The organism is Vibrio pelagius (assembly GCF_024347575.1).
GTDB lineage: Bacteria > Pseudomonadota > Gammaproteobacteria > Enterobacterales > Vibrionaceae > Vibrio > Vibrio pelagius.
On sequence record NZ_AP025504.1, the window covers coordinates 944,266 to 958,713 of the forward strand.

At 45.9% G+C, this 14,448-nt stretch carries 12 protein-coding genes; 10 read left to right on the forward strand and 2 right to left on the reverse strand.

The window, feature by feature from the left end:
* The first annotated feature begins 17 nt into the window (after positions 1-17).
* The 5 genes from betA to vsple_RS18425 all read left to right on the forward strand — a co-directional run bounded on the left by betA (position 18) and on the right by vsple_RS18425 (position 5,687).
* Positions 18-1,730, forward strand: coding sequence for a choline dehydrogenase (betA, locus tag vsple_RS18405; protein ID WP_261883338.1), 1,713 nt, complete (start codon positions 18-20; stop codon positions 1,728-1,730).
* Positions 1,731-1,829: 99 nt separating this feature from the next.
* Complete coding sequence (locus tag vsple_RS18410; RefSeq protein ID WP_255232224.1) at positions 1,830-2,795, forward strand: choline ABC transporter substrate-binding protein; 966 nt, start codon at positions 1,830-1,832, stop codon at positions 2,793-2,795.
* A gap of 53 nt (positions 2,796-2,848) precedes the next feature.
* Complete coding sequence (gene choW / locus vsple_RS18415; protein ID WP_261883339.1) at positions 2,849-3,691, forward strand: choline ABC transporter permease subunit; 843 nt, start codon at positions 2,849-2,851, stop codon at positions 3,689-3,691.
* 2 nt (positions 3,692-3,693) lie between these two features.
* Positions 3,694-4,902, forward strand: a complete 1,209-nt coding sequence (gene choV, locus vsple_RS18420) for a choline ABC transporter ATP-binding protein (protein ID WP_261883340.1) — start codon at positions 3,694-3,696, stop codon at positions 4,900-4,902.
* A 287-nt stretch (positions 4,903-5,189) separates the two neighbouring features.
* Positions 5,190-5,687, forward strand: coding sequence for a MarR family winged helix-turn-helix transcriptional regulator (locus tag vsple_RS18425; protein ID WP_255232221.1), 498 nt, complete (start codon positions 5,190-5,192; stop codon positions 5,685-5,687).
* Positions 5,688-5,791: 104 nt separating this feature from the next.
* On the opposite strand, the gene vsple_RS18430 is transcribed toward vsple_RS18425, so the two are convergent.
* Positions 5,792-8,146 carry a putative bifunctional diguanylate cyclase/phosphodiesterase gene (locus tag vsple_RS18430; protein ID WP_261883341.1) on the reverse strand — a complete coding sequence of 785 codons (2,355 nt, stop codon included), beginning with the start codon at positions 8,144-8,146 and terminating at the stop codon, positions 5,792-5,794.
* Between the two features lie 242 nt (positions 8,147-8,388).
* On the opposite strand from vsple_RS18430, the gene vsple_RS18435 reads away from it, so the two are divergent.
* Positions 8,389-9,705, forward strand: coding sequence for an ABC1 kinase family protein (locus tag vsple_RS18435; RefSeq protein ID WP_255232219.1), 1,317 nt, complete (start codon positions 8,389-8,391; stop codon positions 9,703-9,705).
* A 72-nt stretch (positions 9,706-9,777) separates the two neighbouring features.
* Positions 9,778-10,323 carry a glutathione peroxidase gene (locus vsple_RS18440; RefSeq protein WP_261883342.1) on the forward strand — a complete coding sequence of 182 codons (546 nt, stop codon included), beginning with the start codon at positions 9,778-9,780 and terminating at the stop codon, positions 10,321-10,323.
* 172 nt (positions 10,324-10,495) lie between these two features.
* On the opposite strand, the gene add is transcribed toward vsple_RS18440, so the two are convergent.
* Complete coding sequence (gene add, locus vsple_RS18445; RefSeq protein ID WP_261883343.1) at positions 10,496-11,494, reverse strand: adenosine deaminase; 999 nt, start codon at positions 11,492-11,494, stop codon at positions 10,496-10,498.
* A 125-nt stretch (positions 11,495-11,619) separates the two neighbouring features.
* On the opposite strand from add, the gene vsple_RS18450 reads away from it, so the two are divergent.
* The 3 genes from vsple_RS18450 to vsple_RS18460 all read left to right on the forward strand — a co-directional run bounded on the left by vsple_RS18450 (position 11,620) and on the right by vsple_RS18460 (position 14,435).
* Complete coding sequence (locus vsple_RS18450) at positions 11,620-12,555, forward strand: LysR family transcriptional regulator (RefSeq protein ID WP_261883344.1); 936 nt, start codon at positions 11,620-11,622, stop codon at positions 12,553-12,555.
* Between the two features lie 306 nt (positions 12,556-12,861).
* Entirely contained in the window at positions 12,862-13,383 is a 522-nt protein-coding gene (locus tag vsple_RS18455) for a TetR/AcrR family transcriptional regulator (protein ID WP_261883345.1), read from the forward strand.
* Positions 13,380-14,435, forward strand: a complete 1,056-nt coding sequence (locus tag vsple_RS18460; protein WP_261883346.1) for an alcohol dehydrogenase family protein — start codon at positions 13,380-13,382, stop codon at positions 14,433-14,435. The genes vsple_RS18455 and vsple_RS18460 overlap by 4 nt, the downstream gene beginning before the upstream one ends.
* Positions 14,436-14,448: the final 13 nt, after the last annotated feature.

Consider the following 14,448-nt stretch of genomic DNA (forward strand, 5'->3'; position numbering starts at 1 on the left):
CTCACGGAGAACAGAACATGGAACAACGCTACGATTATATTATCGTCGGCGCGGGTTCGGCCGGCTGTGTGTTGGCCGATCGGCTCACTGAAAGCGGCCAACATAACGTTTTATTGCTAGAAGCGGGTGGTACGGATAAGAGTATTTTTATCCAGATGCCGACAGCCCTTTCTTACCCGATGAATACAGAAAAGTACGCTTGGCAATTTGAAACTCAGCAAGAGTCTGGTCTTGATGGCCGTCAGTTGCACTGTCCTCGTGGCAAAGTGCTCGGTGGTAGCTCATCAATCAACGGTATGGTTTACGTTCGCGGTCACGCTTGCGATTTTGACGAGTGGGAAGAGCAGGGCGCTGTGGGTTGGAATTACCAAGCGTGTCTCCCTTACTTTCGTCGTGCCGAGTCTTGGAATCAGGGCTGTGATGCTTATCGTGGCGGTGATGGACCTGTTGGAACTTGTAACGGTAACGACATGTCGCTCAACCCGCTGTATCAAGCGTTCATTGATGCGGGTAAGGATGCAGGTTACCCAGAAACCAAAGATTACAACGGTTACCAGCAAGAAGGTTTTGGCGCAATGCATATGACGGTGGACAAAGGGGTTCGCGCCTCGACATCGAATGCCTACCTGCGTAGAGCGTTAAAACGTTCCAATCTCACTCTTATCAAAGGCGTGGTGGTTCGTAAGGTATTGCTAGAGCAAGAGTCTGACGAATGGAAAGCGATAGGTGTTGAGTTTGAAAAATCAGGCAAGATTCAAACGGCATCGGCTTCAAAAGAAGTGATCTCTTCGGCTGGGTCTATCGGCTCAGTTCAGTTACTTCAGTTATCCGGTATTGGTCCTAAAGCCGTGCTTGAAAAGGCGGGCGTAGAGCTTAAGCATGAACTCAGTGGTGTGGGTGAAAACCTGCAAGATCACCTCGAAGTCTACTTTCAATATCACTGTAATGAGCCCATTACGCTTAACAGTAAACTCGGTTTAGTCAGCAAAGGCATGATTGGTGCTGAGTGGATTTTGACTCGCAAAGGACTTGGTGCGACCAACCACTTCGAATCCTGCGCCTTTATCCGCTCTCGAAAAGGTCTTAAGTGGCCGAATATTCAATACCACTTTTTGCCAGCCGCGATGCGCTATGACGGACAAGCTGCGTTTGATGGTCATGGCTTCCAAGTCCACGTTGGCCCGAATAAGCCTGAGAGTCGAGGGACAGTGGCGATTACATCGGCCGATCCGCATGACAAACCTGAAATCATTTTTAACTACATCTCGACAGAGCAAGACCGTCAAGATTGGCGTGATTGTATCCGCTTAACGCGTGAAATCCTGTCTCAACCCGCGATGGACAAATTTCGTGGAGAAGAGATTCAGCCAGGAGCAGATATCACCTCCGACGAAGCGATCGATGAGTGGGTAAAACAGAATGTAGAAAGTGCGTATCACCCTTCTTGTGGCTGCAAGATGGGTTCAGATGATGACCCAATGGCGGTTCTGGATGAAGAGTGTCGAGTACGCGGTGTTGCTAACCTACGTGTGGTCGATTCGTCGGTATTCCCAACCATTCCCAACGGTAACCTAAATGCACCCACCATCATGGTCGCCGAGCGTGCCTCTGATTTGATATTGGGTAAAACGCCACTAGCGGCAGCCGATGTTCCCGTTTGGATAGCACCGCGATGGCAAGATACGCAGCGCGAAAACGAGCCGTTAAGAGCCTTAGCCAACGAAACCTAATTACAAATCTAGACTCAGTCGTCAATAAAGACTGAGCCATAAAAGTATGAGTCAGAAACCACATCGATGTGGTGAAAAGGAAGAATATAAGGAATCACTATGACAATTATCCAAACCTTGACCAAAAAGACAGTGGCCGCTAGTGCGGTGAGCTTATTTGCGTTTAACGCCTATGCAGCTGTAGAGCCTCAACAATGCGAACACGTGCGCTTTGCGGATGTTGGCTGGACCGACATTACCGCAACGACAGCGGTGACGACCGAGCTACTAAAAGGTCTGGGATATACAACCAAAACAGACCTGCTCTCTGTGCCGGTGACTTACTCATCAATGGCGAATGGTGACATCGATATTTTTCTTGGGAATTGGATGCCAACGATGGAGGGTGATATTGCCAAGTACCGTGAAGCGGGCACTGTTGAAACAGTTCGAGCTAACCTAGAAGGTGCAAAATATACGCTAGCTGTCCCTAAATATGTCTACGATGCCGGTGTGAAGAACTTTGCTGACCTTGCTAAGCACGCCGATAAGTTTAAAGACCGCATCTATGGTATTGAACCTGGCAACGACGGTAACCGCCTAATCCAATCGATGATCGATTCAGATGCCTTCGGTTTGAAAGACTTCAGTTTAGTTGAATCAAGTGAAGCTGGCATGGTGTCACAAGTGTCTCGTGCTGCTCGTCGCAACCAATGGATCGTTTACTTAGGTTGGGCACCGCACCCAATGAACAGTAATGTTGAGATGGAGTATTTAGACGGGGGTGATGACTATTTTGGCCCGAATTACGGGGGCGCCAATGTTTACACTAACGTGCGTGCAAACTACCTGTCTGAGTGTTCAAACGTCGGTCAACTTCTTCAAAACCTAGAGTTCACTCTCGATATGGAGAATGAATTAATGGAAGCCATTCTTAATCAGAACGTTCAGCCAAGTAAAGCTGCTCAGCAGTGGTTAAACAGTAACCCAGAGCAGGTGGAAGCATGGCTCAAGAATGTAAAAACTCTTAAAGGCGACTCAGCGCAAGATGCGGTATCAGCGTATCTAAAGCAAGTAAAAGCGTAACTAGAAGGAAATGGTGAGTTGTTTTCGCAGCTCACCACAGAAAAGGCAATATTGTGAATTTTATTACCGACAACAAAATCCCTGTGGGTCAATGGATGGAAGCGAGTGTCGATTGGCTAACGCTCAATGCGGCAGGACTGTTTGATGCTATCTCTATTTTTTTGGAGACGGTTATTCTGTTTCTTGTTGATGTATTTAAGTGGATGCCACCTGCTGTGCCGATTTTAATCACAGCGGCAATCGCATGGTATTTACATCGTAAGATTTCACTGGTGGTGTTTGTCGTGGCGGCGCTACTGACCATCCTAAATCTTGGGTACTGGCAAGAAATGCTGGAAACCTTTGTCCTTGTTTTTGCTGCGACAACGATTTCCGTATTAATTGGCGTTCCATTGGGCATCATGGCGGCACATCGTCCTTGGCTCTATACCGTGTTAAGACCGATCCTCGATTTGATGCAAACTGTTCCAACGTTTGTTTATCTGATTCCAACCTTAGTGCTGTTTGGATTAGGGATTGTACCTGGGCTGATATCCACCATCATCTTCGCCATTGCTGCACCGATTCGTTTGACCTATCTCGGAGTCACTAAGGTGCCAGAAGAGTTGATCGAAGCAGGCAAAGCATTCGGTGCCAGCCGCATGAAATTGTTGATGAAAGTTGAACTGCCAGCCGCTCTACCAAGCATCATGGCAGGCGTAACTCAGTGCATCATGTTGTCACTGTCGATGGTAGTAATCGCAGCGTTAGTCGGTGCAGATGGCCTAGGAAAACCGGTAGTTCGAGCGTTGAATACCGTAAACATTTCTCAAGGTTTTGAAGCGGGCTTAGCGATTGTTCTTGTGGCGATCATTCTTGACCGATTGTGTAAAACACCTAATCAGAAGGAGGCTTAATCATGAATCACGATAAGCAAAAAATGGATGCGATTACCATTAAGAACCTCGATGTTGTATTTGGCGATAAGACCCAATTGGCACTTGAGAAACTCGATCAAGGTATGTCTCGTCAGGAGATTATCGATGAGACAGGCCAAGTAGTCGGTGTCGACAACGTGTCTTTGAATATTCAAGAGGGTGAGATCTGTGTGTTGATGGGGTTGTCGGGTTCTGGCAAGTCATCACTGCTGCGCGCGGTGAATGGTTTGAATCCAATCAGCCGTGGCTCACTTGAAGTGAAAGATGGTGACAAACAGGTCGATCTTGCGCAGTGTGATGAAGCGACTTTGCGTCACCTTCGTACTCATCGTGTATCTATGGTGTTTCAAAAGTTTGCTCTTATGCCTTGGATGACCGTGTTGGACAACGTGGCCTTTGGCTTAGAGATGCAAGGTATGGCAAAAGACGCACGTCGAGCGAAAGCGCGTGAGCAACTTGAAATGGTAGGTCTTGCTGAATGGGAAACCAAATTCCCACATGAGCTATCGGGTGGTATGCAGCAACGTGTTGGTTTAGCAAGAGCGTTCGCGATGGACACGGATATTCTGCTGATGGATGAGCCTTTCTCTGCACTTGACCCTCTGATTCGAGCTCAGCTGCAAGACGAGTTAATTATTCTGCAAAATAAGCTTAATAAAACCATTTTGTTCGTTAGTCACGATCTCGATGAAGCGCTTAAAATCGGTAACAACATCGCGATCATGGAGTCGGGTAAATTGATTCAACATGGCAAGCCAGAAGAGATCGTACTTAAGCCAAAGACCGAATATGTGAAGGACTTTGTTGCCCATACCAACCCATTGAATGTGCTTAAAGGGCGCTCCTTAATGCAGCCTATGGCAGACCTTGAACAGCAAGATCAGAGCTGGAAAATTTGCGCGAGTAAAGACGTATGGATAGAGCAAGTCGAAGGAGCGTTCAGCGTAAAAGGAGAAAGCGACTTCAACCTTCATACATGGCAGGCGTCAGATTCAGAACATTTGGATCTTGAGCCGTCTACTCTGGTGTTGGCGAGTCCTGACATTGGTATGCGTGACGCAATCAAACTCAAACAGCAGAGTGATTACCCAATCTTGCTGGTGGAAGACCAACAGCTGGTAGGTATTTTGGATGATAGCGAGTTCTATAGTGCGTTGACCGGAGATTTTCAGCTCAACAGCGCAGCCTAAGCCGCTCTAATCGGTAAATGAGACGGCCTTCGCTTGTAGTCTCATTTACATTTAAGCTCTATATCAATCATGCTTTTATCCTGGGTGATTTCACAAAAGTGCCATATTGCGCAGGGTTAGAGTTTCAGAAAAGATTGAGAATAGTATTAACATAAGTACAATGCGGAAAAATCAATGAATTAATCTATCAATTTACAGTGTAATTCTCATCTCGCCGGCAGTATAACCGCGCGACTCGATTTGCTCTGTAAACTCACTCACAGCAAAAAAGAACAAAGGTCTGCATCTTGGACAAACATGACGAAATCCTGGTCGCTATTCGCCAAATTATTCGCGCTATCGATTTACACTCGAAAAAGCTGAGTAAAGAGTATGGATTGACTGGCCCTCAATTGATTTTAATGAGAGCAATCCAAGAGATGGGCAATGTGACGATCAAAGAGTTATCGAACCACACTAATGTGAGTCAAGCGACGACGACCACCATCATTGACCGTTTGGAGCAAAACGGCTATGTACAGCGTGTGCGCAGTGTGTCAGACAGACGTAAGGTTCACGCGAATCTAACCGAAAAAGGTCAAGACCTGCTAAACAGTGCGCCACCGCCTCTTCAAGATAACTTTGTTAACAAGTTCCAAAACTTAGAGCCGTGGGAACAGAGTCTACTTCTCTCTTCGATGCAACGCATCTCTTCGATGATGAATGCAGAAGACATTGATGCAGCGCCTGTGCTTCAGCTAGAAGGCATCGCGAATACGATTAAAACGGACGAGTCTGCGAAATAGTCTGCTTAAAGACAAAGCGAACGCCACTGTGTCGATTAAAATACAAGACCACGCATTTTTGCGTGGTCTTTTCGTTTGTGTTGTTGCCATTTTACCTGAATGAGTCAACGGGCATTTGTCTCTTGTTGGTTGTGGAACTTGGCAATCAGAGCCAACACATCTTCTTCGGTGACCGGCGTTCCGTAGTAGTAACCTTGCAGGTAGTTACAGCCCAAGCGAGTTAGGAAGGTTTCTTGCTCTTTGGTCTCAACTCCTTCAGCCACAACCTTAAGAGAGTAATTTTTGGCTAAGCGATAAAGCACATTTACCATTTCTTGTTTGGAGGGGTTGTTATTGAAGATTTGATCAACGAAGGATTTGTCGATTTTCAAGGTGTCAAATGGGTAACGAATGAGCTGACTGAAAGAGGTAAACCCAGTACCAAAATCATCGATGGCTAGGTCTACGCCAATCTTTTTCAAATCAAACAACACGTCTAGTTCAGTGGTTTCATCCGGTACAAACGCAGTTTCCGTGACTTCAAATTCGATGTTCTCAGCCGGTACCCCAGTGCTAATTAGCATACGATTGACGTCGGCAGGAAAACCCGGTGACATTAACTCCAAACTGGAGATGTTGATAGAAAATTTGAGTGAACGGTTTCCTCTATCAATAATTTTTTTGGCGGCCACGAGACCATTACTGATCACCCACATGTCGATGTCACGAATCATACCTGTCCGTTCGGCGCATGGGATAAACTCATCTGGGCCGATATTTTTCTCGGCCAGTTCTGGGCAGCGCAATAACAGTTCAAAACCCCGTAGCGTTTTTGAAGCAGCATTGATGATCGGCATGAATGAAAAGTTAAACCCATTTTCATTAAGTGCTCTTATCAAAGTCTGCTCAATCAGGAGCTCTTTAGCGACTACCTCTTCGAGAGCTGAGTTGTAAAAGTAGTGGCGAGCATCAGATTCTTTAGCCACATACATTGCTCTATCCGCTTGAATCATCAGCGAGTCTGTAGTGAGATTCTCATTATGCTCGTTGATCTCAACCACACCCAAGCTTATCCCTACACGATAACGTTGATCACCGAGAAAAAAGTTGGATTCAAACTGCGCTTCAATGCTTTCCAGTACGCTCAAAATGTCGGAGAGGCGAGTTATACCATAGATGTAAATGGCGAATTCATCCCCACTGAGCCGTGCAAAAAGGTAAGATTCAAACAGACGAGCACGTGAGCGTTGCAGTATTTGTTGAGTGGATGACGCAAAGCGTATTAAGAGCTCGTCACCTGCATCGTGACCGTAATTATCATTAATCGCTTTAAATTTATCGAGGTCGATATAGATAAGATAACTTGTACCGTGGTGCTCTTCAGAGAGCAGTCTCTTCAAGTTTTGCATAAAGAAGGTGCGGTTATCAAGACCAGTAAGCGTATCGGTTTCCACTAACGTTTTGACACGTTCGAATACTGATTGATAGCGAGGGTCCATCTGCTTATCTTTGCTCGGTTGAGTTGGGTCGCTTGATTTAAATGTATCGATCTCTCGAGTATAAGCCTGAAGAGGCTGGAGTACTTGTCGATAAAATAGGAAGTAACCACCACAAATGAGCAGTAGCGTTATCGCTAAGGTAGCGCCGCCTATTGTAATCTTGGCTTGATTGAGTTGGTTTTGGTAATTTTCAGGGAAAACACGTAAGGATGCGGAAATGAAAGGGTCCGTGTGTTTAAAAGCGACACCATCAGAGTAGTTCACTTCCATCTTCATCGAGCGGCTGTCAAAGGCGTGATAGTTGGTCAACGCAACCACTAACGGCTCTGCCTCGTGTGGCGAAAACATGCTTCTCTCTTTACCAGTTAGAAAGCGGTAGTCAAAAGCGAACCCTAATGGCAGTTGCTCTTTTAAGGTAGCTTTGAAGTCATCGAATACAGAAATGGGCAATATGAGGATTGCAATGCGGTCATGGTAGCCGTCTAAAGTGCGTGCGGTAATGGCATAGAGTTTGCCATCTATGATAGAGAGCTTTTCTGAGTTGTTTGGGTCAGAGAGGTAAGTACGGCTTGTGTCTAGGAATAGTTGATTGGATTGATGCTTTAACGTTTGTACTGAGCTCGCAATGAGGTTGGAGTGCGAATCGATGATGGCAAACGAGTATGAATTGTCGATGTTATAGTCAAATCGCGTGCTGCCTAATTGTGTATCGATCGACGAAAACGCGTCGTAGACTGTTCGATTTAAGTCTACTCTCTTTATAAAACTCTCTCTTTCTACGATGTTGTTCAAGAAGGCTTTTTGATCCCGAAGCTCTTCTCCGATCTGTTTCACCACAAACTCAAGCTGTACACACCACTTACTTACGATCTGGTTCTTAATTTGCTTTTCATAGACCAAGTAGTAAGCGATGCCGCTAGAAAAAACAAGGATGAAAATAGCGGGTATAAAAATGCGAGCGGCCCTGTTCGTTAAATCCATATAACACTCCAATCTCCCAGTCGTCATTCACTCCTGTCGACTGCTATGCTACCTTGCACATAATTGAAGTTAGGTCAGATCGATGACCTTTGCAAAGGGTTTTGAGGGAGTATTTTGTAAAACCATCAATGTAAATATGTTGTTTTAGGGGAGATGCAGCATTCACATAAATAATCGCATTTCCAATCATCCAGAGTCGGTTTCTGTTCGTATACAGAGAAGTTAACTTTGACGGAGTTTTTATGTCGGTAAAAGAAAGGAATATCCCAACCCACAGAATTTCACGCTTCGGTAAGTTTGCGTCGCTGGCGACTCGTGTTGCGGGCAACGTACTGGCAGAAGGGACCAAGCAAATAGCTCAAGGTAACCGACCGAAAGCACGAGATCTATTATTGACACCACAGAACATTGCTCGCCTTACTGAACAGCTCGCACATCTTCGAGGGGCGGCTATGAAGCTAGGGCAAATGTTGTCGATGGACGCAGGAGATGTTCTTGAGCCTGAGCTCGCCGATATATTGAGCAGGCTTCGATCGGATGCGGACCCTCTCCCTGCCAAGCAACTGAATCAAGTGCTGGAAAATTCACTCGGACCCAATTGGAAATCGGAGTACATCGCTTTTAATTTTAAGCCGATCGCGAGCGCCTCGATTGGACAAGTGCATCAAGCGTATAGTGATGCGGGTGATAAATTGGCGGTTAAGGTTCAATACCCGGGTATTCGAAAGAGTATCGATAGCGATGTTGATAATGTCGGTACCCTACTTAAAGTGGTGGGGTTGATTCCTGAGTCAGTCGATTACAAGGGCTTGTTGGAAGAGGCGAAAAAGCAGCTGCATGATGAAGCTGATTACCAGCGAGAGGCGCAGTTTGCCATTCGTTATCATCAAGCACTGCAGGCTGATAGTCGTTTTCTCGTACCTAAAATCCACTCTGTAAGCTCGTCTGATACGGTACTTACCATGGAGTTTATTGAGGGGCAATCGGTCGAGTTGGTTGAGCACACATCACAAGAAACACGCGATTTTGTCGTGTCCAGTCTGCTTGAACTGCTGTTTAAGGAGCTATTTGAATTGAAGATGGTGCAAACCGATCCCAATTTCGCTAACTACCTCTACAATGAAAAAACCAATCAGATCGGCCTACTCGATTTTGGAGCGACGCGAGAGTATAGCGACAAGTTCAGTAACGGTTATCGTCAAGTGTTTCGCTCCGTGATCGAGGGGGATGAATTAGGTCTCAACCGAGCTCTAGAAGAGATCGGATTCTTCAGTAATACCATTGTGGATAGCCAGCGTCAGGCAGTACTCAACCTTGTCAAGATGGCGTGCGAGCCTATGCTGGTTGAAGGGCAGTATGACTTTAAAAAGAGTGACCTTGCCAAGAGGCTCCGGGAAGCTGGAACGATCTTGAGTATGGAGCAAGAGTATTGGCACACGCCTCCTGCCGATGCTCTATTCCTGCATAGAAAGATCGGAGGTATGTATCTGTTGGCCGCGAGAATTGGTGCTAAGGTCAACATCCGCCAATTGGTGCAACCTTATCTAAAAGTGTTGTGAATCGCTTGCAGTAGTGATCAAAAGACGCTCAGGGGCAGTACAACCAGTATGGTTTCTAACTGAGAGAATAACATGACGAGATATCTACAACTTTTGGTTGGCTTTTGCTTAACCTCAATAACGACACTCTCTTTTGCGGCAGCGTGCCCAGATATACTAAAAGGCTCACAACGTTTGCTAAATTCCACAGAGGAGGTGAGCTTGTGCGAGGAGTTCCAAGGAAAAACATTGCTAGTCGTCAACACCGCAAGCCAGTGTGGATTCACTTCTCAGTTTGGACAACTTGAGTCGCTCCATCAAGAGTACAAAGATAAGAACTTCACAGTGGTTGGATTCCCGAGTAATGACTTCCGACAAGACAAAGGTAGCGAGGCAGACAGCGCCAAAGTGTGTTATCTCGATTATGGCGTGACATTCCCGATGATGGCGCGCTCTTCAATCTCAGGGCCTGACGCCAACCCAGTGTTTAGTGAAATCAAGAAGCAAGCAGGCGTTTCTCCTCGATGGAATTTCTACAAATACTTAATTGATAAAGATGGCAATGTTGTCGGTACGTTTGGCAGCTCGACTTCACCTTCAAGCGCTACCCTGATAAATGTCATTGAGCAACAACTGTAGGGAGGCGATATGTCACAAACAAGAAGCACCATGCTAAGGCTAGGTTATCTTGGCCTGACACCTTTTGCGTACGGTCTGTTGTTGATGCATGGTGTCGCTTTCTAAGCCAATAAAAAAGAGAAAAGCTCTCGCCTTTCTCTTCCTGATTTATCTTGCGTTATTTCAAACCTATTTAGATTTGGTCTGCAAAGCTCATTAGGTGTTGTTTTACTTCGTCTGAAGCAAACGCGTTTTCTACAGAGTATTTGTAGATTTGAGCGTAATCTTCTTTGGTCAGGTCGAACGTTTCACATACACGCTTAACTTCGTTCGTCATGGTTGTGTTCGACACTGTGCGGTTGTCAGTGTTGATCGTTACCACGATACCGTCTTTCTGGAATTCAGAGATAGGGTGGCCGCTGAACTTGTGAATACACTTGGTCTGAACGTTACTTGTTGGGCACGTTTCTAGCGCAACTTGTTTCTCTTTCACGATGTTGTACGCATCTTCGTTACCTTGAATGTGAACACCGTGACCAATACGTTCAGCGTCTAGTAGCGTTACTGCGTCGTAAACGTTTTGACCGTGCCATTGCTCACCAGCGTGTACTGTCACGCGGTAGCCTTTTTCGATGGCGTATTTTGTGTACTCTGGGAACTCTGCACAGAAACCTGGCTTCTCACCGCCTGCGATATCAAATGCTACAACGCCTTTACCTAGGTAAGCTTGGCCTGCATCGATCACGTCTTTGATAGAGTCTTTCGGGAACATACGAAGAACAGAAAGGATGTAGTTACCTTTGATGTCGTACTTCTCTTCTGCACGCTTCATGCCTTTCACAGCGCTTGCGATGATCGTATCAAGCGACAGACCTTTGTTTACGTGAAGAATAGGTGCAAAACGCACTTCAAGGTATTTCACGTTCTCAAGAGCTGCGTCTTCGTAAAGCTCGTAAGAGATACGCTCAATCGCTTCTTCAGTTTGCATTACTTTAAGCGGCAGAGAGAAACACGCTAGGTACTCATCTAGGTTCTTACAGTCTTCTGGCACAGTAAGAGACTCAACTACGGCATCACGGTCTGCAGGTAGCTCAATATCGTATTGCTTTGCAAGATCAATGATGGTGTCTGGACGAACGCTTCCGTCTAGGTGGCAGTGAAGATCAATCTTAGGGAGTGCTAGAAAGTTCATGAGTATTCCTTAGTTCTATTATTCTTGAGTAGTTAACTCATAGGTTATATGGGTCTAAATTACCAACTTCATGATATGATTGAAAGTGACATAAAATCATTTTTGATGTGAATCTGAGGAATATCATGGTTGATGTGAAGCGATTACTGAAATGCGATATGAATCTTTTGCTTTGCTTGCACGTTTTACTCGAAGAGCGCAGTGTAAGCAAGACCGCACAGCGCATGTTTTTGAGCCAATCCGCAGTGAGTAAACAACTGACAAAACTTCGTACTTTGTTTGATGATCCTTTGTTCGAACGTGAGTCTAAAGGTCTGTTTCCTACACCAAAAGCACTGGAAATAGCACCGAAAGTGCATCAAATATTACTTCAAGTTGAACAGCTTACAGTGCCTGAGGATTTTGACCCTCTTGGTAGTGATCGTACCTTTAACATTGATCTCGTCGAGACGGCCTACACTGCGATCTATCCCCAATTTATGCCCAACGCGCTAGCGCAAGCCCCCAACATCACCATAAACAGTACGACGTGGACAAGTGAAACCTACAAACGCCTGTTAAAGCGAGAGGTGGATTTCGGTATCGGTATTTTCGAGCTAGACGAGCGCGCCAGCACGCACGTTCATAGTATTCCGTCTGATCTGAATTACGTCGAGCTACTTCAAGATTACTCAGTCTGTTTGATGCGTAAAGATCATCCAGCATTGAAGGAAGAGTGGAATCTAAACATCTTCCTCAAATATCGACACATTCAGTTGGTGACGGGTGGGGTAGGCGATTGGTTATTGTTAGAAATACTGCAAGCGAAGCAGCTTAAGATCAACAAGGCAGCCAACGTCTCTGATATATCGAGTGCGGTGAAACTCTGTAAGCAAAGCGATTTATTGATGTGTTATCCCTACAACTCGGTAAGAGACTACATTGAGAGTGGCGAACTGGTGATGAAACAGATACCGATCGAGTTGGTGCCGGGTGGTCTATTTCTCCTTTGGCACCGTTACTACGACTCTGAGCCAAGCCACAAATGGCTAAGAGAGCTGATCATCGAACAGACCCGATAGATGTTTTCGATCAAACGTCGAAGGCACTTGCCTGTTTGTTGTTCGAAATAACGTCTTAGTCTTCTACAGACCCGCAGCATTACGTTGGTCTCAGCAACCGACTTGCCCAAAAAAGGACAGAAAGCCGGAACTGGTAACAAGCTGATTTAATGAGAGTTCAGATAAAGAAGACTTGGTTGTTATACGGTGAACTATAAAAGGTGATTGACAGGGATAGAATGATCGTTCTACCCTATAGGTAAAACAAGTATTCTACCACCGTGAGTGCGTTGATCTATTTTCTCTGAAACCTATTGAGATTGCTCTATGTTGAAAGAACAAATTGCCGCAGCGCTTGAAGTTGCATTTAGCCAACACGGTTTTGCTGAACCAAGTGTTGCTCAATTGAAAACGGCTTGTGGCGTGAGCTTAAGAACCTTGTACAAACATTACCCTTCAAAAGAGGCGATGATTGTTGGAGCTCTTGAATATCGCCATCAGCGTTATCTGAGTCTGTTACGCGAAGAGGCACCGCAAAGCGCTAAAGAGTGTATCGAGCATGTATTTACGCGACTGCAAAATTGGATGGAAGAGTATGCACCACACGGTTGCTTGTCTATGAACGCGATTGCAGCGTTTCCTGACAATGAGTTGATTAACCAAGCTGTACTCGACCACAAACATGAAGTGCGAGCGCTACTAGGTCAGTTGAGTCACAACGACGCGTTATCTACTCCACTATTTCTATTGCATGAAGGCGTTTCAAATGCATGGCCTGTACTCGGTCAGGCAGCTGTCGCTTCTGCAAAAAGCACAGCTAAAACGCTGTTAATTGAGGATTCATTATGAGTTTTGATGTACCAGCAACGATGAAAGCCGTTGAAATGTTAGGCCATGGCGGAGAAGAGATGCTGCAATACCGAAAGGGTGTTGCGGTTCCAACGCCCGCGCCTAACGAAGTATTGATTAAAGTGATGGCGGCGGGCGTTAATAATACAGACATTAATACGCGCATTGGGTGGTACTCGAAGAGCGATAATTCTGATGATGCCAGTTGGTCTGGCGAGTCTTTGAAATTCCCGCGAATTCAAGGTGCGGATGTATGTGGTGTTATCGTTGCAGTGGGTGAACAAGTTGACACTTCTCGTATTGGTGAGCGTGTGATGATCGAACCATGTCTAACGGAAGTGTACGGTCGAGAACTCCCTCAGCCTTGGTACTTTGGTTCTGAGTGCGACGGCGGTTTTGCTGAATACACGAAGGTTGCGTCTAAGCATGCTTACGCGGTTCAAAGTGAGCTATCTGACATTGAACTTGCTTCATTTCCTTGTTCCTATTCAACCGCAGAGAACATGCTCACTCGCGCTCAAGTTGCTGAGGGTGATCGCGTGTTGATCTCGGGCGCTTCTGGTGGTGTAGGCTCTGCTGCGATTCAGCTTGCTAAGGCGCGTGGCGCGTATGTGATTGCGATGACCAGTCCGAGCAAGAATCAGCAACTGCTAGATCTCGGTGCCGATGAAGTGATTCCTCGAGATGCGAACCTTATTGAGACGCTTGGCGTAAATAGTGTCAATGTGGTGATTGATTTGGTGGCGGGAGAACTGTGGCCGCAGTTTTTGGAAGTGTTAAAACCAGGCAGTCGCTACGCCGTCTCAGGTGCTATCGGCGGTGCGATGGTAGAGTTAGATGTGCGCACACTTTATCTCAAAGACTTACGCTTCTTTGGTTGTACAGTGCTTGAGCCTGAAGTGTTCCAAAATCTGATTAATCGAATCGAAAAACAACAGATTCGCCCGATCGTGGCTCAGTCTTTCCCATTGGCTGATATTCATCAAGCACAGCAACAGTTCTTGAAGAAAAACCATGTCGGTAAGATTGTATTGGAAGTCGCGCAACGCTAAAGACAATCGACTA

What these genes read in the sequence shown, in the direction of transcription:
- betA (WP_261883338.1), top strand. Translation starts at nt 18, where the DNA reads ATGGAACAACGCTACGATTATATTATCGTCGGCGCGGGTTCGGCCGGC.
- vsple_RS18410 (WP_255232224.1), top strand. Translation starts at nt 1,830, where the DNA reads ATGACAATTATCCAAACCTTGACCAAAAAGACAGTGGCCGCTAGTGCG.
- choV (WP_261883340.1), top strand. Translation starts at nt 3,694, where the DNA reads ATGAATCACGATAAGCAAAAAATGGATGCGATTACCATTAAGAACCTC.
- vsple_RS18430 (WP_261883341.1), bottom strand. Translation starts at nt 8,146, where the DNA reads ATGGATTTAACGAACAGGGCCGCTCGCATTTTTATACCCGCTATTTTC.
- vsple_RS18435 (WP_255232219.1), top strand. Translation starts at nt 8,389, where the DNA reads ATGTCGGTAAAAGAAAGGAATATCCCAACCCACAGAATTTCACGCTTC.
- vsple_RS18440 (WP_261883342.1), top strand. Translation starts at nt 9,778, where the DNA reads ATGACGAGATATCTACAACTTTTGGTTGGCTTTTGCTTAACCTCAATA.
- add (WP_261883343.1), bottom strand. Translation starts at nt 11,494, where the DNA reads ATGAACTTTCTAGCACTCCCTAAGATTGATCTTCACTGCCACCTAGAC.
- vsple_RS18450 (WP_261883344.1), top strand. Translation starts at nt 11,620, where the DNA reads ATGGTTGATGTGAAGCGATTACTGAAATGCGATATGAATCTTTTGCTT.
- vsple_RS18455 (WP_261883345.1), top strand. Translation starts at nt 12,862, where the DNA reads ATGTTGAAAGAACAAATTGCCGCAGCGCTTGAAGTTGCATTTAGCCAA.
- vsple_RS18460 (WP_261883346.1), top strand. Translation starts at nt 13,380, where the DNA reads ATGAGTTTTGATGTACCAGCAACGATGAAAGCCGTTGAAATGTTAGGC.